This is a genomic window from Peribacillus folii (assembly GCF_030271255.1).
Lineage (GTDB): Bacteria > Bacillota > Bacilli > Bacillales > DSM-1321 > Peribacillus.
On the sequence record NZ_JASJOM010000009.1, the window covers coordinates 70,668 to 94,777 of the forward strand.

The 24,110-nt window shown below is 42.3% G+C and carries 22 protein-coding genes; 17 read left to right on the forward strand and 5 right to left on the reverse strand.

The genetic code is table 11. The features are described from left to right. Window positions 1–90 precede the first annotated feature (90 nt). From QNI08_RS16210 to abc-f, 4 genes are all read left to right on the forward strand, one after another. Window positions 91–1,596, forward strand: a complete 1,506-nt coding sequence (locus QNI08_RS16210) for a malate:quinone oxidoreductase (RefSeq protein WP_285768433.1) — start codon at window positions 91–93, stop codon at window positions 1,594–1,596. 211 nt (window positions 1,597–1,807) lie between these two features. Then, window positions 1,808–2,416, forward strand: a complete 609-nt coding sequence (locus tag QNI08_RS16215; RefSeq protein ID WP_285768434.1) for a PadR family transcriptional regulator — start codon at window positions 1,808–1,810, stop codon at window positions 2,414–2,416. 3 nt (window positions 2,417–2,419) lie between these two features. Then, the gene (locus QNI08_RS16220) at window positions 2,420–3,685 is read left to right on the forward strand and encodes an MFS transporter (protein WP_285768435.1); all 1,266 of its coding nucleotides are present in this window, start codon (window positions 2,420–2,422) and stop codon (window positions 3,683–3,685) included. A gap of 327 nt (window positions 3,686–4,012) precedes the next feature. After that, window positions 4,013–5,644, forward strand: coding sequence for a ribosomal protection-like ABC-F family protein (abc-f, locus tag QNI08_RS16225; RefSeq protein ID WP_285768436.1), 1,632 nt, complete (start codon window positions 4,013–4,015; stop codon window positions 5,642–5,644). A gap of 50 nt (window positions 5,645–5,694) precedes the next feature. Here abc-f and QNI08_RS16230 read toward each other — a convergent pair whose 3' ends face one another. Next, window positions 5,695–6,609 carry an iron-hydroxamate ABC transporter substrate-binding protein gene (locus tag QNI08_RS16230; protein ID WP_285768437.1) on the reverse strand — a complete coding sequence of 305 codons (915 nt, stop codon included), beginning with the start codon at window positions 6,607–6,609 and terminating at the stop codon, window positions 5,695–5,697. A gap of 466 nt (window positions 6,610–7,075) precedes the next feature. Then, window positions 7,076–8,488, reverse strand: coding sequence for a purine-cytosine permease family protein (locus QNI08_RS16235; protein WP_285768438.1), 1,413 nt, complete (start codon window positions 8,486–8,488; stop codon window positions 7,076–7,078). A 332-nt stretch (window positions 8,489–8,820) separates the two neighbouring features. Here QNI08_RS16235 and QNI08_RS16240 point away from each other — a divergent pair, with 332 nt between their 5' ends. From QNI08_RS16240 to QNI08_RS16290, 11 genes are all read left to right on the forward strand, one after another. Next, window positions 8,821–9,537, forward strand: a complete 717-nt coding sequence (locus tag QNI08_RS16240; protein WP_285768439.1) for a GntR family transcriptional regulator — start codon at window positions 8,821–8,823, stop codon at window positions 9,535–9,537. A gap of 20 nt (window positions 9,538–9,557) precedes the next feature. Then, window positions 9,558–10,703, forward strand: a complete 1,146-nt coding sequence (locus tag QNI08_RS16245; protein ID WP_285768440.1) for an LLM class flavin-dependent oxidoreductase — start codon at window positions 9,558–9,560, stop codon at window positions 10,701–10,703. After that, window positions 10,704–11,282 carry an amino acid synthesis family protein gene (locus QNI08_RS16250; RefSeq protein WP_285768441.1) on the forward strand — a complete coding sequence of 193 codons (579 nt, stop codon included), beginning with the start codon at window positions 10,704–10,706 and terminating at the stop codon, window positions 11,280–11,282. Beyond that, window positions 11,282–12,094: an alpha/beta fold hydrolase gene (locus QNI08_RS16255; protein ID WP_285768442.1), complete on the forward strand. Its 813-nt coding sequence runs from the start codon at window positions 11,282–11,284 to the stop codon at window positions 12,092–12,094. The genes QNI08_RS16250 and QNI08_RS16255 overlap by 1 nt, the downstream gene beginning before the upstream one ends. Window positions 12,095–12,100: 6 nt before the next feature. Continuing rightward, the gene (locus tag QNI08_RS16260) at window positions 12,101–13,585 is read left to right on the forward strand and encodes an aldehyde dehydrogenase (protein WP_285768443.1); all 1,485 of its coding nucleotides are present in this window, start codon (window positions 12,101–12,103) and stop codon (window positions 13,583–13,585) included. 59 nt (window positions 13,586–13,644) lie between these two features. Next, complete coding sequence (locus QNI08_RS16265; protein WP_285768444.1) at window positions 13,645–14,205, forward strand: NADPH-dependent FMN reductase; 561 nt, start codon at window positions 13,645–13,647, stop codon at window positions 14,203–14,205. Between the two features lie 61 nt (window positions 14,206–14,266). Next, window positions 14,267–14,548 (forward strand): hypothetical protein, encoded by a 282-nt coding sequence (locus tag QNI08_RS16270; RefSeq protein ID WP_285768445.1) that lies wholly within the window; start codon window positions 14,267–14,269, stop codon window positions 14,546–14,548. Window positions 14,549–14,594: 46 nt separating this feature from the next. Next, window positions 14,595–16,037 (forward strand): aldehyde dehydrogenase family protein, encoded by a 1,443-nt coding sequence (locus QNI08_RS16275; protein WP_285768446.1) that lies wholly within the window; start codon window positions 14,595–14,597, stop codon window positions 16,035–16,037. A 13-nt stretch (window positions 16,038–16,050) separates the two neighbouring features. After that, window positions 16,051–16,308: a YciI family protein gene (locus QNI08_RS16280; RefSeq protein ID WP_285768447.1), complete on the forward strand. Its 258-nt coding sequence runs from the start codon at window positions 16,051–16,053 to the stop codon at window positions 16,306–16,308. A gap of 135 nt (window positions 16,309–16,443) precedes the next feature. Next, window positions 16,444–17,103 (forward strand): cysteine hydrolase family protein, encoded by a 660-nt coding sequence (locus QNI08_RS16285; protein ID WP_285768448.1) that lies wholly within the window; start codon window positions 16,444–16,446, stop codon window positions 17,101–17,103. Window positions 17,104–17,223: 120 nt separating this feature from the next. Next, window positions 17,224–18,621, forward strand: coding sequence for a purine-cytosine permease family protein (locus QNI08_RS16290; protein WP_285768449.1), 1,398 nt, complete (start codon window positions 17,224–17,226; stop codon window positions 18,619–18,621). A gap of 228 nt (window positions 18,622–18,849) precedes the next feature. Here the strand turns inward: QNI08_RS16290 and QNI08_RS16295 are convergent, their stop codons facing one another. Further along, complete coding sequence (locus QNI08_RS16295) at window positions 18,850–19,722, reverse strand: LysR family transcriptional regulator (RefSeq protein WP_285768450.1); 873 nt, start codon at window positions 19,720–19,722, stop codon at window positions 18,850–18,852. Between the two features lie 154 nt (window positions 19,723–19,876). On the opposite strand from QNI08_RS16295, the gene QNI08_RS16300 reads away from it, so the two are divergent. Both QNI08_RS16300 and yyaC read left to right on the forward strand, forming a co-directional pair. After that, the gene (locus tag QNI08_RS16300) at window positions 19,877–21,004 is read left to right on the forward strand and encodes an AbrB family transcriptional regulator (RefSeq protein WP_285768451.1); all 1,128 of its coding nucleotides are present in this window, start codon (window positions 19,877–19,879) and stop codon (window positions 21,002–21,004) included. Between the two features lie 74 nt (window positions 21,005–21,078). Continuing rightward, complete coding sequence (gene yyaC / locus QNI08_RS16305; RefSeq protein ID WP_285768452.1) at window positions 21,079–21,594, forward strand: spore protease YyaC; 516 nt, start codon at window positions 21,079–21,081, stop codon at window positions 21,592–21,594. An 84-nt stretch (window positions 21,595–21,678) separates the two neighbouring features. Here the strand turns inward: yyaC and QNI08_RS16310 are convergent, their stop codons facing one another. Continuing rightward, window positions 21,679–22,989 (reverse strand): CitMHS family transporter, encoded by a 1,311-nt coding sequence (locus tag QNI08_RS16310; RefSeq protein ID WP_285768526.1) that lies wholly within the window; start codon window positions 22,987–22,989, stop codon window positions 21,679–21,681. Window positions 22,990–23,206: 217 nt separating this feature from the next. Further along, window positions 23,207–24,070: a LysR family transcriptional regulator gene (locus QNI08_RS16315; RefSeq protein ID WP_285768453.1), complete on the reverse strand. Its 864-nt coding sequence runs from the start codon at window positions 24,068–24,070 to the stop codon at window positions 23,207–23,209. Window positions 24,071–24,110: the final 40 nt, after the last annotated feature.

Consider the following 24,110-nt stretch of genomic DNA (forward strand, 5'->3'; position numbering starts at 1 on the left):
GTGTGACTAAGTCACGCCTTGACTTGGTGTGACGCCTATGCAGGAGCGCCTACATCCTTTCTGCAAAAATAGGGAGTGAGGAAGGTTAAAATGAGCAACAGAGAAACTAAAACAGACGTCATCTTAATTGGCGCCGGAATCATGAGTGCCACTTTGGGGACACTTCTGAAAGAATTAGTACCGGCATGGGATATCAAGGTGTTTGAGAAGCTTGAAAGCGCAGGAGAGGAAAGCTCTAATGAGTGGAACAATGCGGGAACGGGGCATGCTGCCCTGTGTGAGCTGAACTACACAACTGAAAGACCGGACGGATCTATAGATATTAGCAAAGCCATAAAAATCAATGAACAATTTCAGCTTTCAACTCAGTTTTGGTCATATCTTGTAAACAATAAGCTGATCAAAAATCCACAGGACTTTATCATGCCATTGCCGCATATGAGTATGGTGCAGGGAGATAAGGATGTAACTTTCTTAAAGAAACGTTTTGAAGCGCTAACAAACAACCCTTTATTCGAAGGGATGGAATTTTCAGATGATCCAGCAAAACTGATGGAATGGATTCCTCTGATCATGCAAGATCGTCAATCGAAGGAAGCGATAGCAGCTACGAAAATCGACACTGGAACGGATGTCAATTTCGGTGCTTTGACGAACATGTTGTTCGATCACTTAAAGACGAAAAACGTCGATATCAAGTATAAGCATAGTGTCGATAATATGAAACGAACTGAAGACGGTTCATGGGAATTAAAAGTGCGTAATGCCGATAACGGCAGCGTCGAGCGCCATACTGCAAAATTCGTCTTTATCGGAGGCGGTGGCGGGAGCCTGCATTTGCTTCAAAAATCCGGAATTCCTGAAGGAAGGCACATTGGCGGATTCCCTGTAAGCGGCATTTTCATGGTGTGCAATAATCCGGAGGTTGTTGCACAGCATAATGCGAAAGTATACGGAAAAGCCAAAGTCGGTGCTCCGCCAATGTCTGTTCCGCATCTGGATACACGCTTTATCGACAATAAAAAATCACTGCTATTTGGACCGTTTGCCGGCTTTTCACCGAAGTTCCTAAAAACAGGTTCAATGCTCGATCTAGTAACATCTGTAAAACCGAATAACCTTTTAACCATGCTGGCAGCAGGAGCAAAAGAAATGTCATTGACAAAATACCTGATCCAGCAAGTCATGTTATCTAAAGAACAGCGCATGGAAGAGTTAAAAGAATTCATCCCGAATGCCAAAAGCGAGGATTGGGATTTAGTGGTAGCCGGCCAACGCGTGCAGGTTATCAAGGACACGGCGGAAGGCGGCAAAGGGACGCTTCAATTCGGCACGGAAGTCGTCAGTGCAGCTGATGGCTCAATTGCAGCATTATTGGGAGCTTCCCCAGGAGCTTCCACTGCCGTCCACGTCATGCTTGAGGTATTCAAAAAATGTTTCCCGCAGCACATGGAAGAGTGGGAGCCAAAGCTAAAAGAAATGATTCCATCCTATGGATTGTCACTAATGGAAAATCCAGAGCTTCTGACTGAAGTACATTCTTCAACAGCCGAGGCGCTTGGTTTGAACAAAAAAAAAGAATTAGCTTATAGTTAATTTTTGGGAAAAGCCTTTAATCAAATTGGATTGAAGGCTCTTTTTTTGTGCCCTCGCTATAAGAAGGAAATAACGGGTTCTACATTGGCGGAAAAATAGCTCGCCTTATCTGATGGACTATTTAATTGTACTTGTTTGAACTGTAAGAATTGTTCAATTAATAAACATATATATTGATATATCAAGGGATATATGGAAAGGGTGATGTATATTGTCAATTGAACATTCTATTCTTGCTGTATTGAGCTTTTGGCCCAGTACTGGGTATGATATTAAGGCAGAATTTGAGCATAAAGCTGCTGGATTGTACTGGGGAATGAGTTACGGGAGTCTTTATCCAAAATTAACGAAGCTTGAAGCAGAAGGGTTTGTTCTTCCCATTGAACAAGAAGAAGGAGGACGAAAAAAGAAACTATATGAGCTTACGCCAAAAGGGTGGCAGGAATTTGAGAACTGGCTGCGGCTCCCTCCGGCCTTTCCAATTATAAAAGATGAATTATTGATGAAGATGTCGACTTGGCACGATGATATGGAAGGTTCAGTGTTAATCAGTCATCTTGTAAAAAGAAAAAAAACAACCGAGGAAATGCTTGTATTCGTAAATGATTGGTCAAAAAATGGTGTTTCTTACATCAGTGATGTTGGCATGCTTTCCATCCGCTATGCTGAATTACGGTTGGAAACCGAGTTAAAGTGGATAGAGGAATCGATACATGCCCTCGAAAATAATCAACTCTCAAAAGGTCAGGATCCAAATGGAAACACAGAAAAACTGCTAGCAAGACGAAGAGAGGCATTTCGAGGGGAAAAGGAGAAATAACGTATGAAAGCAGAACTATTTGAGCCTTTGAAATTCCGTCCATTTCGTTCCCTATTTAGCGCGCAGCTATTTTCTGATCTAGGTAATTGGCTAGATTTTATTGCTTTACAAGTTATCGTTGCTTATCATTGGGGGCTGGATGAGACAGCCATTGCTGCAGTTATCATTACATTAGGACTTCCTTGGATCGTCTTTGGTCCCCTTGCCAGTGTAATTGTCGACCGCCTTCCAAAAAAACAATTGATGATCATTTGTTTATTTTTAAGAATCATGTTTATTGGAGGGATGTTTCTTGCCCCTAACCTCTATATCCTCTTAATATTTGTGTTTTTGAAAGCAACAGCCTCAGCCATTTACGATCCTGCAAGACAAAGTATGATTAGATTTACAGTCCCTGAAAACTACCTTCCTCAGGCGGTAACACTTAGCCAGCTTTCCGGTAATTCCATGAAAATCATCGGCCCTGCATTAGGGGGAGGCCTTATATTTTTATTTGGAACGAAAAGTCCATTTTTATTTGAGGCTGCAGGTTTTTTGATAGCCATTTTATTTTTATTAACTCTTCCCAACAGGGATGAAAAAGAATATATTGCTGAAAATAAAAAAAGGGATGACGAACATTATTGGAAAGAACTATTGGAAGGTATAAAGCATATTTCACATACCCCATTATTAAAAAGCTCAGTAATCCTCTCCTCTGTAGCATTTTTTATCATTTTCCTTTACGACGGACTATTTGTATTCATTGCGCAAAATTTAGGTTTCACGAAAGGGAATTTTGGATTGCTGATTAGTGCCGTAGGTTTGGGCAGTGTGGCAGGCTCACTGTTAATTGGCTTCTGGACTAACTGGCGAAGAAAACCGATACATATTATGTCAGGTTCATTCCTTGTTAGCGGAGCATTGATCATTTTTATGGCGCTTGGAAGTATGGAGATTATACAGCTTCCCCGATCGGCATGGGTAATTGGCGCATTTTTCCTTGGTTTCATGGGCTCAGGTGAGTCTGTTCCTTATGGATACATCTTACAAACAGAGACACCTAAACAATTGATGGGAAGAGTCTCAGCAGCATCCACTTCATTACAAACCTTATCAATGCTTATTGCACCTGCTCTGGGATCTCTGCTCGCCAAGTGGATCGGAATTTCTTTTGTCTTGCTAGGGGCAGGAGGGGCAACTTGTTTATTGGGAACTTTTATCCTCATCTTTATCGTGGGGAAATTCACTGCCTTAAATGATATCCATGAAAAAAGGTTTCAAGCATAAAATATTTCAAGCAGTTTCCAAGTTGCCGCCGATTCATAAAATGGGGAATTTCTTTCATTGCGGAATGAATCGATAAGTGTTAGAATCGAACTAACTATAAATGGAAAGGGATGATGGGTGGACAATGGATAACTAATCTTATTTTTTTAGATTTTGAAATTTTAATTTCGAATGATAATAATTTAGGATTAGTCTGCCCATTTTTCTATCATCTCTTGAGCTATTAGAGCTTTATAGCGAGATGGCTTATTTCAGTACGGTAAAATGAGACTAATCCTTCCAAAATCTTGGGAGGATTTTTTTTCTCCCTTAAAAGGGTGGATCTGAATGAAGGAATTATTGCGATTACAAAATGTTTGCTTTGACATAAAGGATCATACCATTTTTGAAAAGGTGAATGTCACGGTTCAGGAAGGCGATATTATTGGCATCATCGGGAAAAATGGAGCGGGGAAATCCACATTGCTGCGGTTATTGAACAATGAAGATTCACCGACTGAAGGCAAAATTAAGCAAGTCGTGAACGGTCTAAACATCACCATGGTTGAACAAGAAACCGAGAGTCATTCCTTTGAAGCTGTCACTCCCATGGAAGCTGAATTATTGGAAAAATGGCATGTTCCAAATGTCGACTTTTCGAAGCTAAGCGGCGGGGAAAAATTGAAAGCGCGACTTGCCGGGGGATTTTCTCAGGATGCAGATATATTATTATTGGATGAACCGACAAACCATCTCGATGAGCAAAGCTTGGAGTTCCTCACCAATCAGCTAAAGGCTCTAAAAAATACGGTTATCCTCGTATCACATGATCGTTATTTTTTGGATGCCGTTGCAACTAAAATATGGTCCATTGAAAACAGGATGCTCATCAGTCACAAAGGTAACTATTCCAGTTATATGAAATTCCGTGAACAGAAAAGGCAAACACAGCAACGAGAATATGACAAACAGCAAAAAATGGTCGAACGCATTGAAGGTCAAATGAATGAACTCACAAGTTGGTCTAAAACAGCGCATGCACAATCAACGAAAAAGGAATTCCCAAAGGAATTCTATCGTGTAAAGGCAAAGCGGATGGATGCCCAAGTAAAGTCAAAACAAAAACGGCTGGAAAAGGAGCTCGAAAAGATTAAAGTCGACCCCCTTGAGGCCGAATACACGGTCAGCTTCTCGATGAAGGCAAATAAAAAAGTGGGAAAACGCTTTTTGGAAGTGAAAAATTTAACGAAATCATATGACAGGAAAACTCTTTTTAAAGCCTCCAACTTCACGATCCAGCATGGAGAGAAGGTTTCGATTTCGGGAGCGAATGGCAGCGGGAAAACGACTTTCTTGAAAGTGATCGTCGGGCAGGAAACGGCAGAAGGAGACATCTGGATTTCACCCACAGCAAACATCGGCTATTTAACACAAGAAGTATTCGACCTGCCGCTTGCTCAAACACCTGAACAATTATTTCATAAGGAAACATTTGCAGAAAAGGGGCATGTTCGAAACTTAATGAAGCATTTAGGATTCATGGCTTCCCAATGGAAGGAACCCATTAGCAATATGAGCATGGGGGAACGTGTGAAGTGTAAGCTAATGAGATATATCCTGGAAGAGAAGGATGTCCTGATCCTGGATGAACCAACGAATCATTTGGATTTAGCTTCACGTGAACAGCTTGAAGAGACGTTAGCACACTATAATGGTACGTTAATGGTCGTATCACATGATCGCTATTTTCTGGAAAAAACTACAACTTCAAAAATCATCATCGCAAATAATAATATATACAAGCAAATGAGTGAAGCACCGCCGACAAAGGATAATAGGGAAGAAACGCGCTTACAGCTTGAAACGGAAAGACAGGAGGTTTTAGGAAAGCTAAGTTTCATGACCCCGAACAATAAAGACTATGCTGGGCTTGACCTCCGGTTCAAAGAGCTTACCAAACAAATAAAAGATCTTTCCTAATGACTAAAACAAAGAAGGAATTCTCCTAATGGGAATTCCTTCTTTGCATATTAACTGTTAAGAAAAGATTTTTCGAAGAACTCCAGCAAGTGGTCTAAAGTGATTGGATCACTGTAGGTGGAAGCTTTGCTATTGATTTCAAAGATATGGCCATTTTTGACTGCAGGAATGTTTTTCCATGTTTCTGTGCCCACAAATGAATTTTCAACATCCGGGTTTTTACTAAAGATAATATAATCTCCGGTATACTCAGGAAGCACCTCTGCTGAAAGGGTATAAATGCCCGGTTTCAGTGCTTTTTCTTTTACTTTTTCAGGCATTTTCAAATTCATTGCTTGGTACAATATTTCCGTTCCGCGTGCAAAATTATTTCCAAATACATAAAATTCCTTGGCATCGTTCTCAATGACAGAAACGGTTGCATCGTCACCGATTTTTGCACGTATCTTTTCCCCGGCGGAAGTTGCACGCTCTTTGAAATCGTTAACCCAGTCTGTTGCTTCCTTTTCTTTGTTCAAAAGCTTTCCGATTTCTACTTGCTGTGATAGATAATCCAATTTTCCCCACGTGAATACGACTGTAGGGGCAATTTCATTAAGCTTTTTGATATTTTTCATCTGAGATCCAGCTATGATAAGGTCCGGTTCAAGTTCGATGATTTTCTCCAGATTATCCTCTGAAACGACTTCCACTCCCTTTAGCTTATCTTTAAAGAGGGGATTGGTATTCGTCCATTGATCAATTCCAACGATGTTTCCATCTAAAGCCAAAACATTTGGTCCATTGGTAAGAGCGATAATTCTTTTTGGATTTGCAGGTACCTTAACGGGGCCTGTTTCTGATTGATAGGTAACGGTATCCGCTTTAGACTTGGATTCTTTGTTTTCGTTCGTTTTCTCGTTGTTTCCACAAGCACTGAGAATAAGTACGAACAACAGTAAGAATGGTAAGAAAAGCTTTTTCATATTGATTTTCTCCTAGCTGGTTATAGTATAGGTAAAAACAGGGAAAAACTGTGAAAAAATGATAGACAATTTGAAAGACTACCTCAAATATTAATAGTAATGATAATCATTGTCAATAACTTTTGTTAGAGTGCTAAACTATATGAAATAAGGATTTTTAAGAAGGTTCATCGAAAGCTTTAAAAGGTTTGAAAAACATCAGCCGCGAATGTTTCATAGGATAATATAGCATGCGCTTATAATATGAAACGGGGTATTTAGGGCTGCTGGGGAACCCTTTTTGTAAGAGGGGGTCTATGAGCAGGAATTAGAAATAACCTCAGGAGTGGATGTTTTAATACTGAGGTTATTTCACAAAATGCATCTTGGCTAATAACCGACTCCTTTATATAGGAGTTACTGGTTTTCCGTCTAGAAGGGAGGCAGTGCACGCTTGGTCATTTGCATACCGTATGATTCTAGTTGGTTACTTAGCATTTTTTTCAATATTGTTTGTTTCTGAGGAACTAGTGGATTCGATATTTTGTACAGTCAGCAGAGTTGCACTCAATTTCTTTTTCATCGGGAAATAATACAAAGCAGCCGGAACGATCAAGCCAATGACCCAAGCGATGTCTGCTCCATCAAAGCTCTTGGCCATCGGCCCTACATAGAATGATGTATTGATGAAAGGAATTTCCGCCAAGATCGATAATAGGAAAGCGATGCAGGCAATCCAATTTATCTTGCCATATTGTCCGTTTATATCAAAAATATCTTTTACATTATATTGGCCATGACGGAGTAAATAGTAATCAACAAGATTGATGGAGGTCCAGGGGATCAAAAAGTAGCTGATGAAAAAGATGAAATTCAAGAAAAAAGCCAGGAAATTACTTTGTCCCAGTAAGCACAGAACCGTTCCGGCAACTGTTACACAAAATATCATCCCGATTCTGACTTTTGGTGTAACCTTCAATTTGATGAATGGTTCAATGGTGGTTATCGTTGCCATGAATGCTCCGTATAGGTTAAAGACATTGATGGCAAGTTGTCCAAAGATGATGATGAAAAACATGATTATCGCAAAGTTTCCAAATAGTCCTGCCAAATTTCCGCCAGAGTGATCAAGGAAGTTAGGGATTGCCATGGTCAAGACTGCGCCTAGTGTCATCATCCAAATCGTCCCGATCACTGTGCCTGCGTAACTATACCAGAATGTATGTGCCGTTGGTGTAGTGACCGGTAAGTAGCGGGAGTAGTCCGCCACATATGGTGCGTATGCCAGTTGCCATGTTGCAACCATACTGACTGCCAATAGAAACACGGAGAAGTCCAGCTGTCCCATTTCCCAACTGCCTGCAGGAACCTGCAATTGAAATACGATGTACGTGGCTGCGATATAGATGAAGAACGAAGCCCACGACAATACTTTCTGCATTTTATGAATGAGGTTATAGCCATAAATGGTGGCAACAAAACAAAGAACATTTAAAGCCAAAATGCTCCAGGTTTGATCAATCTTTGTTAAACTGCTTAATGTTTGTGCTGCAAGTAAACCGCTGCTTGCGAAGAATCCTAAATAAACGAACATCACAAGGAATAAGGGGAAAATCGCCCCGATTACGCCGAATTGTGCTCGGCTTTGTATCATTTGCGGGATTCCGAGCTGAGGTCCCTGAGCTGAATGGGAGGCCATGAAAATGGCGCCTAATAAGGTCCCGGCGATTATGGCCGTTAAGCTCCAAAATAAATTGAGGCCTAATGCAATTGGAAGTGCACCGGTCACCAGGGTGGTAATATGCATGTTAGCTCCAAACCATATCGGAAATAAATCACGGGCCTTACCATGGCGCTCATCTGCCGGAATGTACTCTATACTGCGAGTTTCAACTTTCATCAATGTTCCCCCAATCAAATTATTTTCTACCATGTACCATGCAAGCTATTTTATAAAATTCACTATAATTGTAAGCGTATACAGATGTCAATATTTTCAGAAAAAATATTTAATTAGAAAAATGGTGAGGTTCGGTTTGATCATTGAAGGGGAAATGGAATTTTGTTGAATTTTCTCAAAATCAGCTTGTACCTATGCTTGTTAAAGATGGTTTGGGTTTATTCCCTTTATAGAGTAGAAAGGCAGTTAGGAACGAAAAAATGGAAATTTTTAATTTTTAGAATTGACAGTCTATTTACCATGGCCTATAATTGCACTTATCAAGAGCTTGCATGGTACATGGTACATACTTTTACAAAGGGGAGGGGCTTTTCATTACAGCCATTTTGACTTTAGGAATTACAGCTCAGGTAACGAATGCCATACGTGAGTTCATCGTGACTGGAGAATATGAGCCAGGGCAAAAATTATCGGAAACCGTTTTATCGGAATATTACAAAGTTAGCAGGACACCCATAAGGGAAGCATTCAAGCAGTTGGAAAGAGAAGGCTTGGTCGAAATCATTCCGCGAGTCGGTACATGTGTGACGAAACCGACCGAAGATGAACTAAACGAATTATTCACGTTAAAGGAAGTCATGGAAGGGCTCGCAGCGGGCCTGCTGGCGGAAAGAGGCAATATCGAGGCCGTACAAACACTGAAGCAAGCGGTGTCCGACATGGAGAAGGCAATCCAAACCTCAGATAAAAAGCTTTATGTTGAAGCGAATGAAGTATTTCATTCCGTCATTCAAGAGGGTGCCAATAACTCCAAATTAAGTTACATGCTGAATTTGCTGCTCAATCAAATCCCTTATAGGCAATACGTCTTTCTGACCATCGAAGATCCGAATCGGAGGGAAAGGTCCTTGAAGGAGCATCAGGCAGTCCTGGCTGCCATTGAAAAAGGCGATCGCGAGGAAGCCGAGAAAGCAATGAGGGAGCACGTCAAAGCCAGTGGAATGCAACTTAAGATCGATATCGCAAAGAAACTTGGTCAGAAAAATTGAATCGAGGAGGAATGGGTGTTATGAAATTTGGAATCTTTGCAAACCTAGCGGGACAAGGCAGGCATGATGAGTATGATAAGGTGTTGGATGAAGCCCGTGAGCAAGCGATTTATTGTGATGAAAATGGATATGATTCAATCTGGTATACGGAACATCACTTTGGACATGAAGGCAATGAATTGATTTCCAACCCGATCTTAATGGGTGCGGATATTGCTGCCCGCACAAAGAATATCCGGATCGGACAGGCAGCGAATGTCGCAACCTTCTGGCATCCGTTGCGTTTGGCTGAAGACATAGCGATGCTCGACCAGCTGAGCAAAGGGCGTGTCGAGGTTGGCCTCGCCCGAGGATTATACGGAAGGGAAGCAGCTAATTTAAATACATTGGCAGACCCGGCAAATCAGGAACAAAACCGGGCATTGTTTGAAGAAACATTGGAAATTTTAAAGAAAGCTTGGTCAAACCGTTTCTTTTCACATCAAGGTGACATATACCAATTTCCCCCGAAAGGATTGAAGTGGAGTCACCCGATGAGTCCGGCCACTTCGGAATTCATGGATCTGGAACAAGGCGAAATAAATAAAATTTCCCTAATGCCTAGACCTTATCAGGAGTCACTTCCTTTATGGCAAGTAATTGATTCGCCGCGTTCGATAGAATTGGCTGCAGAAAACGATATAAAAGGAATGTTCTGGATGCCGACCGTTAAGGAATTGAAAGGACGTTTTGAACTGTATCGTGAAAGGGCTTCCAAAGCAAAGGGTTATGAGGTGCCGTTAGGACAGGGCATTGCCTTGGTACGAGATGTATATGTAGCGGAAACGATGGAACAGGCTCGCCAAGATGCGGCTGAAGCAGTGCTGAACAACTACCGGTGGATTTGTCATTGGAGAGGGTTAAGTAACCTCATGGATCCAGGCGAAGCAGTGAAGGAAGGACAAGAGTTGAATTATGAATTCCTGCATCCAAGGAACTTGTTGTTTGGTACGCCAGATTATGTAGCGGAGAAAATTCAAGAATTGAGGGCCGAACTGAATTTGGAAACACTATTGCTTTGGGTCAATCACAATGGGCTGCCGCATGACAAAATGATGAAAAGTTTAAAATTGTTTACGGAAGAAGTTATGCCAAGATTCACAGAAACCAAATTGGGGGTAATGTAAATGTTGAAAATTCGCAAGGTGTATACAGCAGTGGAAGAAACACGTATTGAAGGCGGTAAAGAGGTTGATAATCCCATCAAAATGATCACAACCATGGCGGTAATCAAGAACCCGTGGGCTGGCAGGGGATATGTGGACGATTTAAAACCGGAAATTGATGAATATGCCCCGCAAATCGGCGAACTATTAGTCTCTGAACTATTTAAGCATATCGGCTCAGCGGATGATGTAGAAGCATTCGGAAAGGCAGCGGTAGTGGGAGTTGATGGGGAGGTCGAGCATGCATCGGCATTTATCCATACGTTAAAATTCGGTAACAAATTCCGCGATGCCGTAAAAGGCACGAGCATTTTAAGCTTCACTAACAAACGCGGCGGCGCAGGATCTGCTGTGCTCATCCCGATGGTGCATAAGACAGACGAATCAGAGCGATCACACTTCATCACCTTCGAAGCCTCCATTCCAGATGCACCGAGAGCAGATGAGATCGTTGTCGCCATTGGTGCTTCTACAGGAGGCCGTCCACATCCTAGAACAGGAAACAGGCATCAGGACATGGTTGAAATGGGGCTGGTTTAATGCCGGCTGCATCGAATGGGCAAGATTCCACCCATTTTGAAGAGAGAGGGGCCGGTGAATCTCTTATTCTCATTCATGGTGTAGGCCTTGATCTTAGAATGTGGGAAAGGCAAGTGGAGGATTTGTCCAAGCATTACCATGTCATCGTGTATGACATGGTAGGGCACGGAGGGTCATTGCACCCTCCGGGTCCTTATGTCCTTACGCAGTTTGTTGAACAATTGGCTGAGTTGGCTGATTATTTGAAAATCGAGAGCTGTCATATTGTCGGATTTTCCATGGGCGGTATGGTCGCTTCGGCATTTGCGCTAAAATATCCGCAAAAAATTAAAACGCTTACAATCATGAATGCAGTTGCAAACCGGACGGAGGAACAACGGAAAGCCATTCTGAAAAGGGTTGAAGAAGTGGAAAGAATAGGGCCCCTGGCAACGGTCGAACCAGCCATTCAACGTTGGTTCAATCCTGATTTCCTGAATGCACAAAATGAATGGGTAAGCCAAATCCGAAAACGGCTCGAAACCAACGATCCCGCTTCTTATTTAGCCGCTTATCGTCTTTTTGCTACGGCTGATCAAGAACTATGGCCCCAAATCGAACAAATTAGCGTACCGACCCAAATCATAACGGGACAACAAGATATGGGATCCAGTCCTGAAATGGCTAAACAGATGCATGAAAAGATCGTCGATTCAGAGATGATGATTGTGCGCGATATGAAGCATATGCTGCCGATTGAGGGAGCCCAAATCGTGAATGAAGCCATTCGTTCCTTCATTGACAAACAAACATTAATCAAAGTGGAGGGGTGACAGTAAGTGAACGAGCTGAAGAAATATCAGATGTATATAAACGGAGAATGGTCGGATTCATCAAGTGGTGAATATTTCGAAAGCTATAACCCTGCAACTGAAGAAGCATGGTGTCAAGTTGCAAAAGGAAACGCTGAGGACGTTGAGCGTGCTGTTCAAGCTGCACATCAAGCGTTCCTGAGTTCAGGGTGGGCAAATATGACCTTCACTGAGAGGGGACGTCTCGTCAGGAGGCTTGGTGAGCTGATTGCAGAACACTCCGAAGGGCTTGCCAAAGTTGAATCATTGGACAACGGAAAATTAATCAGGGAAATGCGCGGACAAGTAAATTATTTACCTGAATTTTTCTATTATTATGCAGGACTGGCGGACAAGATTCATGGACGGACTTTACCAATTGATAAAAAAGAAATGTTCGCGTTTACATCTAAGGAGCCACTAGGGGTAATAGCGGCCATCACACCTTGGAATTCCCCGCTATATTTAACGACATTGAAGCTTGCCCCGGCTCTTGTGGCTGGAAATACAATCGTCATCAAACCCTCGGAAGTGTCTTCGGCATCTCTATTGGAACTAGTGAAGCTGGTTGAAGAAGCCGGGTTCCCTCCGGGCGTCGTCAATGTGGTGACCGGGTTTGGAATGCCTGTTGGAGATACATTGACTTCACACCCTCTTGTAAGGCGAGTGGCTTTTACGGGAGGTTCGGAATCAGCCCGGCATATCGTTCAAAATTCAGCTCAAAACTTTGCCCAAGTAACACTTGAGCTTGGCGGTAAATCTCCTAATATCGTGTTTGAGGATGCCAATCCGGATAATGCAGCGATGGGGATCATAGCTGGTATCTTTGGTGCATCAGGACAAAGCTGTGTCGCTGGTTCACGAGCATTTTTACATGTTGATATTTACGATGAAGTAATGAAAAAGCTTGTTGACCGTGTCTCAAAAATTAAAATCGGTGATCCATTTCTCGATGATACGGAAATGGGGCCGCTGGCAACGAAAGCGCAATTGGAACGTGTCGAGAAATTCGTGGCTATCGGATTGGATGAGGGCGGAAAACTTGTGATTGGTGGACAAAGGCCCAAGCATTTGGATAAGGGCTGGTATTTTGAACCTACGATCTTCGAGCATTCAGATAACCTTTCACGGATCACGAAAGAAGAAATATTCGGTCCTGTGTTAAGTGTCATCCCTTTTAAAGATGAGGAAGAGGTCATTCAATTAGCAAACAGTACTGATTACGGATTGGCGGCAGGCATTTGGGTGAGTGATATTGGAAAGGCCCATCGCGTCGCGAAGGCAATACGTGCTGGAATCGTATGGGTAAATACTTATCGAAGCATTTCACCCATCGCAGCAATTGGGGGGTCCGGCCTAAGCGGTTACGGAAGGGAAGGCGGTTATGAGGCCATCCATGACTATATGCAGGATAAGGTTGTATGGGTTAACACCTCCTCCGACCCGATTCCTGACCCGTTCATAATGAGATAAGCGAAATTAGATTGATGAATGTTATGTTGGCGAAGGGTTCTAATAAGGAGGGGTACGATATGAAATTATTGGGAATTTCAGGGACCATTGTAGGTTCAAAAACGAAAGTCGTTGTGGAAAGGGTCTTAGAAGAGGTAAGGAATAACCACCCCGATATTGAAGTGGAGCTGCTTGATTTAAAAAATTATGACCTTCAATTTTGTGATGGCCGCAATCCATCCACTTATTCCGAAGATACAAAAAAAGTAATCGATATCGTGACTTCAGCGGACTTTTACATTATCGGGACACCTATTTTCCAAGGTTCGATTACCGGGGCTTTGAAAAACCTGTTTGATTTGGTGCCACCAAAGGACTTCCGCAATAAAGTAATGGGCTTTGTTGCGAATGGCGGAACGTATCAGCATTACTTGGTAATTGAAAATCAGCTGAAACCCATCGCTAGCTATTTCCGTGCCTTTGTTGCACCTGGATCTGTTTATGCTCATAACGATCATTTCAATGCGCAAAATGAGCTGACAGATGAAGCAGTTTTACAACGCATCAACCTGCTGAGTGAAGAAGTCGTGTTTATGCAAAGAGCGTTGAAAGGTGCCAAACAAGAGCCTCAATTAAATTAAGGGGAAAGATTATCTTACAAAAAGCAATATCTCGGGACGGAGGTAGCAAGGAGGGACCTAATTGCTATTTAATGTAGATGAGACCATCCATTTAACGGATCTATCTTTCATTACCGTTTGTAATGAAAAATATGGAATCAATAGAGGGGTTTATAATACCATTGATGCTTGGTTTTATAAGCAAGGAATCAATAACATTCTAGAAAGACGAAATAGCATCCTATTTTTCCTCGAATTCATCAAAGGAAATTCTGATATGAAAAATAACCAATATAAATTCGGTCATGGGGGATTAACGGTAAAATTAGAAGAGTTTTTTTTTCCAAGAATGGTATCGACTTGAATCGTTAGCTAAAAGCACATACAAAGAGTGAAGGGTAGCTGGGGATATGACAATTATAGATAGCGCTTTAACTAAACAATTATTCATCAATGGAAAATGGGTGAAAGCAAAAGAATATCGTCCACTTCGGTCTCCTTACTCAGGGGAAGTCATTGCCCAAATCCCGATGGCTACAGATGAAGAAACCGGTTGGGCTATCGAAGCGGCACAAAATGCATTGAAGGTGATGGCAAAAATGCCGGCACATCAACGCGCGAAGATATTGGAAACATTGGCCCGGCTTATTGAAGAGCGCGCGGATGAAGCCGCCCATATCATATCGATAGAATCCTCGAAGCCGATAACATCCGCTAAGGGAGAGGTGGCCCGCACGATTGAAACCTACAAGTTCGCGGCAGAAGAAGCGAAGCGGATTCATGGGGAAACGCTCTCGCTGGATGCCGCACAGGGCGGTGAGAATCGTCTTGGCTACACTGTACGCGAACCGATCGGAGTGATTGGGGCAATAACACCTTTCAATTTCCCCATGAATCTGGTGGCCCACAAAGTCGGCCCTGCGATTGCTGCTGGAAATACAATCGTCTTAAAGCCAGCAAGCCAAACTCCACTCTCATCATTGTTCCTGGCCGAACGATTGCTGGAAGCAGGGTTGCCTGAAGGAGCCCTAAATGTGGTCACGGGCGGAGGAAGAGTGGTTGGAGATAAGCTTGTCACCGATTCCAGAGTGAATATGATTACGTTCACTGGAAGTCCCGGGGTCGGGATTGGAATCCGCAATAAAGCAGGATTGAAGCGCGTGACATTGGAACTGGGCTCCAATGCGGCCGTCATTATTGACCGTGGTGTAGACCTGGATAAGATTATTTCTCGCTGTGTGAATGGGGCGTTTTCCAATCAGGGACAAGTATGCATTTCCTTGCAAAGGATCTATGTCCATGAAGAAATCCATGATCGCTTTGTCGATTTATTCATTGAAGCGACGAAACGATTAGCCCTTGGCGACCCGCTTGATCCAGAGACGGAGGTTTCCGCTTTGATTTCAGCAAATGATGTCGAAAGAACCCTTAATTGGATCGAGGAGGCGAAACAAGGCGGAGCGAAGATTGCAACTGGTGGAATAGCGGAGGGCAATCTGCTTCATCCAACCGTCATCTTGAATGCCAAAGCTCATTTAAAGGTTTCCTGTCAGGAAGTGTTTGCACCGATCGTCCTGATTAACAAGATCGAATCCATTGAAGAAGCGATTGATTTGGTCAACGATTCCAACTACGGCCTTCAAGCAGGAATTTATACCGACAATGTGCATACAGCACTGGATGCTGCAGAGAATTTACATGTTGGTGGAGTGTTGATTAACGATATTCCGACATTCCGTGTCGATAATATGCCCTACGGAGGTGTGAAGGAAAGCGGTACTGGGCGTGAGGGATTAAAATATGCAGTCGAAGAAATGACTGAAATGAAGTTGGTCATTTGGAATCGTAATTAGGGGGTGAAGAAGCATGGCTTATTATGCAGCGATTTTGCATATGCTGGATGCTGAGAAAAACAGGGATGTGCGCCCACGCCATATTGAATATTTAGATGAATTGGACATTAAAGGGAAGGTTTTTGCAAGAGGCCCGTTTGCAGATGGCACAGGAGGTTTAGTGGTATATATCGCGGATTCGATGGAAGAAGCCCTCACACTGGCGGAAAGGGATCCACACGTTGTAGAGAAGTCACGCCGGCTCGAGCTTAAGGAATGGTCGTTGCTATAGAATAGCGAACAAATGAAATTCAATCATCATTTTTTTATCCTTTACTCTTGCATGGTACATGGCAGATTAATGTTCTTGCATCTTGCTTGTACCTTAGTATGGGTTCGAGGGTACGATATTGAGGAGTGGGCTACAGTGGATAAGAAAAAAACGGCGCTTCTATTGATTGATTTACAAAAAGAAGGCGGTACTTCAAGCGTTGTCGGGATGGAAGGAATCATCGACAGAGCGCAGCAACTTATTAGTGCATGCCGCCATCGGGAGATTCCCATAATTTACACTCGGCATATAAGCAGGGCAGATGGTATTGGACTTGCCAATAAAGAACCGGTCAATCTACAAGGAGAGCCTATCTATTATCATTCACATACCGATTCCATTGAGATTATAGACGAGATAGGACCTCATGAAAATGACATCATTATTGATAAATACCGATACAGCGGCTTTCATGGTTCCAATCTCGACTTGATGCTCAAAAGTTTGGATATCAAGCACTTGTTGGTTGGAGGGGTCCTTACGGATTGTTGTGTTTTCGCTACTGTATTAGATGCATATTATCGTGATTATCAAGTTAATCTCGTTAAAGATTTGTGTGGAACGACTACCTTAGGCGCCCATATGTCAGCAACTTTGATGATGGCCAACTGGGTATATGATCTGAAAATTTATGATGCTGATCAAATGGTTAAAATGCTGCGAAATGAAAAGCACCGTGTCTGGGAGGCGCAAGCTCCGGACCAACTCCAATTCTCCCCTGATAACCTTATGGAAATCTACTCAAAATTAAAATGATTTTGGGTAGATAGCTATTTTTGATGTTCACTTTTTTAGGTGATGGGCTCATATCGGGAAATGAATCTAGGATAATTCGGGCAGCGGCTTGGTGAATGTTCTAATCGAGGGGGAATCGAGATGAAAGTGGAAGAGCGAAGCATTGAATATATTCCAGCGAATGAACGACATGGTAAGGCGAAAGACTTATTTCCGATTTGGTTTGGAGCCAATATGAACATTACTACGCTTGTGTCAGGGTCATTGCCCATCATGCTGGGGCTTAACTTATTCTGGAGTGTGATGGCCATCGTACTTGGTTCCCTCATAGGTGCCATATTCATGGCATCCCATTCAGTACAAGGACCGAAGCTTGGAATTCCGCAGATGATTCAAAGCAGGGCCCAATTCGGGGTCATTGGTGCCATCATCCCCTTGTTCCTTGTGATGTTCATTTATTTAGGGTTTTTCGCAAGCAATACACTTCTTGCGGCCCAAACGATATCGAACATTGTTCCCATTAACCAAACATCGAATATAGTTATAATAGGTGCGATATGTTTTGTAGTCGCCCTTTATGGTTATGACCTCATTCACAAGGTGCAAAGGTGGTTTTCGGCAGCATCATTTTTACTTTTTTTAATCATGACCTTTATCGTCTTTCAGCTGCCGGTGCCTGCAGAGCAATGGTTACCGGGTAATATCGCTTTGTCCGGTTTTTTCCTGTCAGTAAGCATTGCGGTTACATGGCAGTTATCGTATGCACCATATGTTGCTGATTACTCACGCTATTTACCCATTGAAACCCCGCCTGCAAAAACATTTTGGTACAGCTATTCAGGTACAGTAATCGGTGCTGTGTGGATGATGGTTTTAGGTGCAGTTTTAACGGTGGCCCTACCCAATTTTCTCGACAACACCGGAGGCAACTTAGCCCATTTATTCGGAAACTTTGCGATCCTTATGTTTGCATTGATCGTCTTTGGGCAGCTGGCCATTAATGTTTTTAATCTTTACGGTGCTTTCATGTCCTCGGTAACGACAATCGAGCCTTTTTTTAAATTCAAGGTTACACCGAAAGTCCGGATGGGGTTCCTGCTTTGCATTACGATCATAGCTACCACTTTATGCATTGTGGGACAAGGGAATTTTCTTGAGTTCTTCATGAATTTCATCTTTTTTATGAGTTACTTTTTAATTCCATGGACATCCATTAACCTTGTTGATTATTATATATTGCGTCAAGGAGAATATAGTGTCAAAGATATCTTCGATTTAAATGGTAAGTACGGAAAAATCAACTGGATTGCAACCTTTGCGTTTGTCGCCTCAATCATTGCGGAAGTTCCTTTTGTCAATACATCTTTTTATGTTGGTCCTGCCGCCCAAGCACTCAATGGGGCAGACCTGGCTTGGGCAATGGGACTTTTCTTGCCAGCCGTCTTGTATTACTTTCCAATGAAGCGAAAGGTCAGTAAGGCGTTGTCTCCATCTGAGGGAGATTCCCTGCCGGTTGAACAAGATCAATTCCCTTCCTGATGGGTACACATAAATTCGGGGAGAGCAACAAGATCCATAATCTTACGAAGTGCCTAGAGGGAAACGAAGGTAGATAGGGAATATGAAGTTGCTATACGGGGGGCTAACCGCTATTGGTGGACAGCACAAACTTCCCTTTTAATAAACTTTACCCCATAAATAGAAAAGCGGCCTGATCCATCTCGGATACAGGCTTTATTTTTTGTGGCCGTGAATTTGCAGTTTTAATCATGAAATGGTTTGCAAGTCAATCCCATCCATGAATTCAACGAACGCTTTTACAATATTGAACTCCAATGATTGCTCGTGATAAAACATCCAGGTTTTACGGATGATCTTTTCCCCATCTTTCGAGCTGATTCTAATTTTGTGGATATTATCCAAATCATTCAATATCATGGTAGGCATGATTGCGTAACCTAACCCATTCGCAACCATCTTTTTGCAGGTATCAGCTTTGTCGACGTTGATGCTGACGAGCGGAGGCTGTGAATAGTTCTCAGCCCACCAATTATCGACATCATTCTTAAGCAATGGATCGGTCTGATAATCGATTCTAGGCAAGGTGGGAAGGAGCCGAATATCAATTGCTTCTTTGGAAGCGATGCAAATACTTTCTTCAAAGAGCAATTTCTTTTTGTCATTCCATCTGTGATCTCCTTTTACAAAGGCGATATGAACTTCCTGGTTATGCATTAGGTGGGTAATTTGGCTGCTCAATCCCGTTGTAACCTTGAATTCAATATCAGGGTACTGAGCTTTAAAAAGCTTCAGTAGCCCTGGAAGTTTATAATCGGTAAAGAAAGTTGAAACACCTAATCTCAATATTCCGGAAACCTTATCCTCCATATTCAAAACCGTTTCTTTTATCCTTTGGATATGCCATAACATCTCCTTGGCGCTTTTTACCAAATACTCTCCCTGCGGCGTAAATTGAATGCCGCGGCGGCCCCTCTTGACGATCTGAACTCCAAATTGCTTTTCCATCGCTTTCAATCGATTGGTTAACGCAGGCTGTGAAAGATATAATACTCTAGCTGCGTTTGTTATATTTTTCTCATTATAAAGAGTTTGGAGAACGATCCAGTCTCTCTCATCCATGAAAATCACCCCGAAATAATTAGAAATAACTTTTGTTTATGGTTAAATATAATAATTCAATATTATATTTATTTCTATGATTATACTATATTGGTAATATGAATGGGATTCAGCGGTGCAACAATTTAAACGTGATGAAAGAAGGATGTTTTAAATGAAAATGAACACTTTTGTTCCAGACGTTTGGTTTATCGCCTTAAGTAGCCTGGGCGGATATTTCCTCTCGCTGACCGGTCTCTCCATCGGATGGATGATTGGCACATTCCTGGCGGCAGCCTTATTATCCTTTTTAAGGCCATCATTCCTGGAGCATGGCCAAAACCAAAGGGGAGCCTCTAAACACTGGCTGTTAATAGGGCAATGTATTTTAGGAATCGAACTTGGCCAGAAAATAAACCTGACATTTTTACATATTTTCAAGGAGCATTGGATGACCATTATCCTCATGCTGCTTATATCTATCTTTTTTTCTTTACTTTCTGGATTTATTCTATGGAAATACAGTAAAACGGATATGCTGACTAGTTTTTTTGGAACCGCGCCAGGCGGATTGTCTGCCATGCCTGGGATTGCGGAAGAGGTAGGGGCGAATACTGCAGTCGTCAGCATCATTCAAACCATGCGAGTTTTCCTGGTTATCCTCATCATTCCGCTTATTGTCTCTTCATGGTCCGGCAGTCAAGCCGAGCAGGTCATCCAACCTTCTCGGACTGCTTCATCTTTTGATATCGGTAACGTGCTTTGGACCATCCTGTTAATCGGGATCGCCTGCAGCGGACATCAATTGGCCAAGTATCTTAGATTCCCAGCTCCATGGTTAATCGGAAGCATGATCGGAGTTGCCATTTTTCAATCATCCGCTTCATTTTATATGGGCCATGATATCGTTCCATGGTGGCCGCATGCCGTGATGATCGTATCCCAAGTGTTTATTGCGGCAAGTATTGGCGGGAGGTTCCAAAAAGATATGTTCATTGGGTTGAAGCGGACGATAATCGTAGCTTTAATAAGTACGATAGGTCTTATTTTTTCGATGATCCTATGTGCCATCATTGTTTCGAAAATGACCGGCATCGCCCTTATTACATCGGTACTTGCATTCGCTCCTGGCGGGATTGCTGAAATGACGACCACATCGATCCTGATGGATGCGGACTCTACATTCATCATAGCGGTGCAAGTACTCCGAATCATAATCGTGTGCATTATATTGCCGCCAATCTTCAGGCTATTGAATCATTGGGATCAGGCGAAAAACATATATTCCCAATCTTCTGCTTGAATCTACATACATTTCATTCAATTATTCGTATAATTGTAGTGATATGGAGAATCAAGAAAAAGGAGCGGAGGTCTGTGGAACATCATCCTGGAAAATTAGATGCATTAACATTGAAAATGAAAGAGATAATCCGGCATTCCGGTCATCAATACGAGAATATCATCTTTCTCTGCATAGGTTCAGACCGTTCCATAGGAGATTCTTTAGGCCCTTTAGTGGGAACGATGCTAAAAGAACATCAAGTGCCGTATCGTGTTTTTGGCACCTTGGAAAAACCTGTACATGCATTTAACTTGGAGGAAACATTGAAAGAGATCAATAAACAATTCAAAAGACCATTTATCATCAGTGTGGATGCATGTTTAGGTGAGCAAAACCAAGTGGGGGAGGTTTTGCTGAAAGAGGGGCCGCTTATACCTGGAAAAGCATTGAAAAAAGTTTTGCCGGAAGTCGGGGATTTTCACATCGTGGGGATGGTGAATTATATTGATCCATTACCGACGATGCAGTTTTTAAATGATACGCGTCTTTACACGGTCATGAATCTTGCGAAAAGAATCGTGAACATAATCAGTCAGGCATCAGACTAACATCCAGTAGCTTATACGGGGCTGTCGCATAAACCCTCCAAAATGGGTTTTGCGGCAGTCCCGTTTTCCTAAGAAAATTGATGATTATGTGATAGCTCCCGTCACAATAGCGACAATGATGAGGATTAATGAACAAATGAGGGCCCATTTAAATGCAAACCGCTGTATTTCACCGATATCTGTTTTTACCATACCTACTATCAGCAGTGTCGAAGCAACGAGCGGACTTAAAAAATGTATCGGTTGGCCCAATACGGAGGCCCGGGCAACCTCCAATGGATTCACTCCATACGCAGCACCAGCTTCGGCAAGGATGGGCAGAACGCCAAAGTAATAGGCATCATTGGATAAGACGAATGTAAATGGCATGCTGGTCAAGGCCACGACCAACGGGAAGAATGAGCCCAAGGAATCCGGAATGATGGCGACTAATGAATTTGCGATTGCATCGACCATTTTAGTTCCTGAAAAAATCCCTGTGAAGATACCAGCCGCAAAGACTAATGTTACAACCGTGATGGCGTTGCCAGCATGGGCCACAAGCCGTTCCCTTTGTTGCTCCAAATTGGGGTAATTGATCATCGAAGCAATTACAAAACCGATGAGGAACAAAACAGGCACTGGCATTAATCCCATTACAAGGACGACCATGACTGCAACCGTTAAGATAAGGTTGAACCAGAATAATTTTGGCCGCTTTAAATCGTCATGGATGGCTGAAGCAACCGCTGCCTCATCAAGAGCTATATTCATTCCTGGAGCGTGCTGGATTTGAACAATGCCCAGTTTCTTACGCTCCTGTTTTCCAAGTACATAGGCAGTAAATAGGATGGAAGCCATGCCAGCCAGCATGGTTGGAATAATCGGGATGAAGAATTCATTTGCATTTAACCCTAAAGACGCTATCGCCCTTGTGGCAGGACCTCCCCAAGGCGTCATCCCGCTCATGATGCTTACTGAAAGTATGGATATCGTAGCAAGGATAAGGGGGTTCATCCCAAGCCGTAAGTAAAGCGGCAGCATGGCAGACACGGTAATCATATGCGTCGTTGTGCCATCCCCGTCCAGAGCAACGGTCATGGCTATTACGGCAGTTCCGATTGCAATCTTGACTGGATCGCCTTTCACGATTTTTAGCATCTTCTTGATAAGGGGATCGAATAGTCCTGCATCAATAAGTATTCCGAAAAACAAGATGGCGAACAATAGCAAGGCAGCTGAAGGGGCAACAACTTTTAACCCTTCCAGCATTATATCCCCAATTTTGGTACCGAAACCGCCAATGAGGGCAAAAGCAATCGGGACGACTGTCAAGGCTGTAACTGGTGACAAACGTTTGGACATGATTAAGTAAGTAAAGATGACGACCATTGAAACACCGAGAAAAGTAAGAATGATAATCCCCTCCTATAAAGTAATCGCTTACAAATAAACAGGTGCAAAGTAAATTAGTCTTATAGTTTCCAGCTATTACGTTCTGTTTTTAGAATATTACAAATGTTTAAATAAGTAAAATAGATGATTTTTAATGTTTTTATAAAAAAAAAACTTATAATCCAGTATGAAAAAAAGCACAATGAAAATGGGTCATCATTTTCATTGTGCCAGAAGATTAGAGAGTGGCGTCTTTATTTAAAAAATCAATAAAGTTTTTTACGGAAGATAGCTTTAATGATTCTTGGTTATACATTAACCAAGTATTTCTTAATACAGGCTCTCCATTTTTGTAGGACAATCCGTACGTATGCAAGTTATCTGCAGGCTGCATGCATATTTCCGGCAATATGGAAACGCCAAGATCGTTTTTAACCATTTCTTTGCACGTTTCCTGCCGATCAGTCTCCATGGTAACTAATGGAGGCTCCGAGAATCTGTCATGCCACCAGCCGTTAATTAGGTTTTTCAGTGAACTATCAGTTTTATAATTAATGAACGGTAGCTCCGGCAGATTATCTAGATCCACTTGTTGTTTAGAAATTAAGCAAAGTCTTTCTTTATGGAGCAACGTTTTAATCCCATACCATTCATAATTCCCCCGTAATATGCCCAATTGAACACTCGACGAATCAAGAAGGTGCATGATTTCTGTACTCCATCCAGTATTGACATTAAATTGGACATGCGGAAATTGGGTTGAAAAACTTTTCAATATTTTTGGAAGCTTATATTGGGCGAAATTGCTGGAAACCCCCAGCCGTAGCGTGCCTCTTACTTCGTTTTGCATATTCAGCATATAATCTTTGGTTTGCTGCAGCTTTTTGACCATTTCTTCTGCATAACCAGCTAAATGTATTCCTTCTGAAGTAAACTCGATTCCCCCCTTGATTTTAAAGAAAATGCTTGTTCCGAACTCTTTCTCCAGGTTTTTAAGCCGGTATGTTAATGCAGGCTGGGAAATATATAAACGCTCTGCGGCACGAGTGATGCTTTTTTCTTCATAAAGCACCCTTATCGCTGTCCAATCTTTTTCATCCATAGTAAACACCTCATATTGATTATAAGATTTTTTTTGGTTT

Bases quoted from the DNA above. Each gene is read 5' to 3' on its own strand.
- QNI08_RS16210 (WP_285768433.1), top strand. From the start codon at position 91: ATGAGCAACAGAGAAACTAAAACAGACGTCATCTTAATTGGCGCCGGA.
- QNI08_RS16220 (WP_285768435.1), top strand. From the start codon at position 2,420: ATGAAAGCAGAACTATTTGAGCCTTTGAAATTCCGTCCATTTCGTTCC.
- abc-f (WP_285768436.1), top strand. From the start codon at position 4,013: ATGAAGGAATTATTGCGATTACAAAATGTTTGCTTTGACATAAAGGAT.
- QNI08_RS16230 (WP_285768437.1), bottom strand. From the start codon at position 6,609: ATGAAAAAGCTTTTCTTACCATTCTTACTGTTGTTCGTACTTATTCTC.
- QNI08_RS16235 (WP_285768438.1), bottom strand. From the start codon at position 8,488: ATGAAAGTTGAAACTCGCAGTATAGAGTACATTCCGGCAGATGAGCGC.
- QNI08_RS16240 (WP_285768439.1), top strand. From the start codon at position 8,821: ATGGTACATGGTACATACTTTTACAAAGGGGAGGGGCTTTTCATTACA.
- QNI08_RS16245 (WP_285768440.1), top strand. From the start codon at position 9,558: ATGAAATTTGGAATCTTTGCAAACCTAGCGGGACAAGGCAGGCATGAT.
- QNI08_RS16250 (WP_285768441.1), top strand. From the start codon at position 10,704: ATGTTGAAAATTCGCAAGGTGTATACAGCAGTGGAAGAAACACGTATT.
- QNI08_RS16255 (WP_285768442.1), top strand. From the start codon at position 11,282: ATGCCGGCTGCATCGAATGGGCAAGATTCCACCCATTTTGAAGAGAGA.
- QNI08_RS16265 (WP_285768444.1), top strand. From the start codon at position 13,645: ATGAAATTATTGGGAATTTCAGGGACCATTGTAGGTTCAAAAACGAAA.
- QNI08_RS16275 (WP_285768446.1), top strand. From the start codon at position 14,595: ATGACAATTATAGATAGCGCTTTAACTAAACAATTATTCATCAATGGA.
- QNI08_RS16280 (WP_285768447.1), top strand. From the start codon at position 16,051: ATGGCTTATTATGCAGCGATTTTGCATATGCTGGATGCTGAGAAAAAC.
- QNI08_RS16290 (WP_285768449.1), top strand. From the start codon at position 17,224: ATGAAAGTGGAAGAGCGAAGCATTGAATATATTCCAGCGAATGAACGA.
- QNI08_RS16295 (WP_285768450.1), bottom strand. From the start codon at position 19,722: ATGGATGAGAGAGACTGGATCGTTCTCCAAACTCTTTATAATGAGAAA.
- QNI08_RS16300 (WP_285768451.1), top strand. From the start codon at position 19,877: ATGAAAATGAACACTTTTGTTCCAGACGTTTGGTTTATCGCCTTAAGT.
- QNI08_RS16315 (WP_285768453.1), bottom strand. From the start codon at position 24,070: ATGGATGAAAAAGATTGGACAGCGATAAGGGTGCTTTATGAAGAAAAA.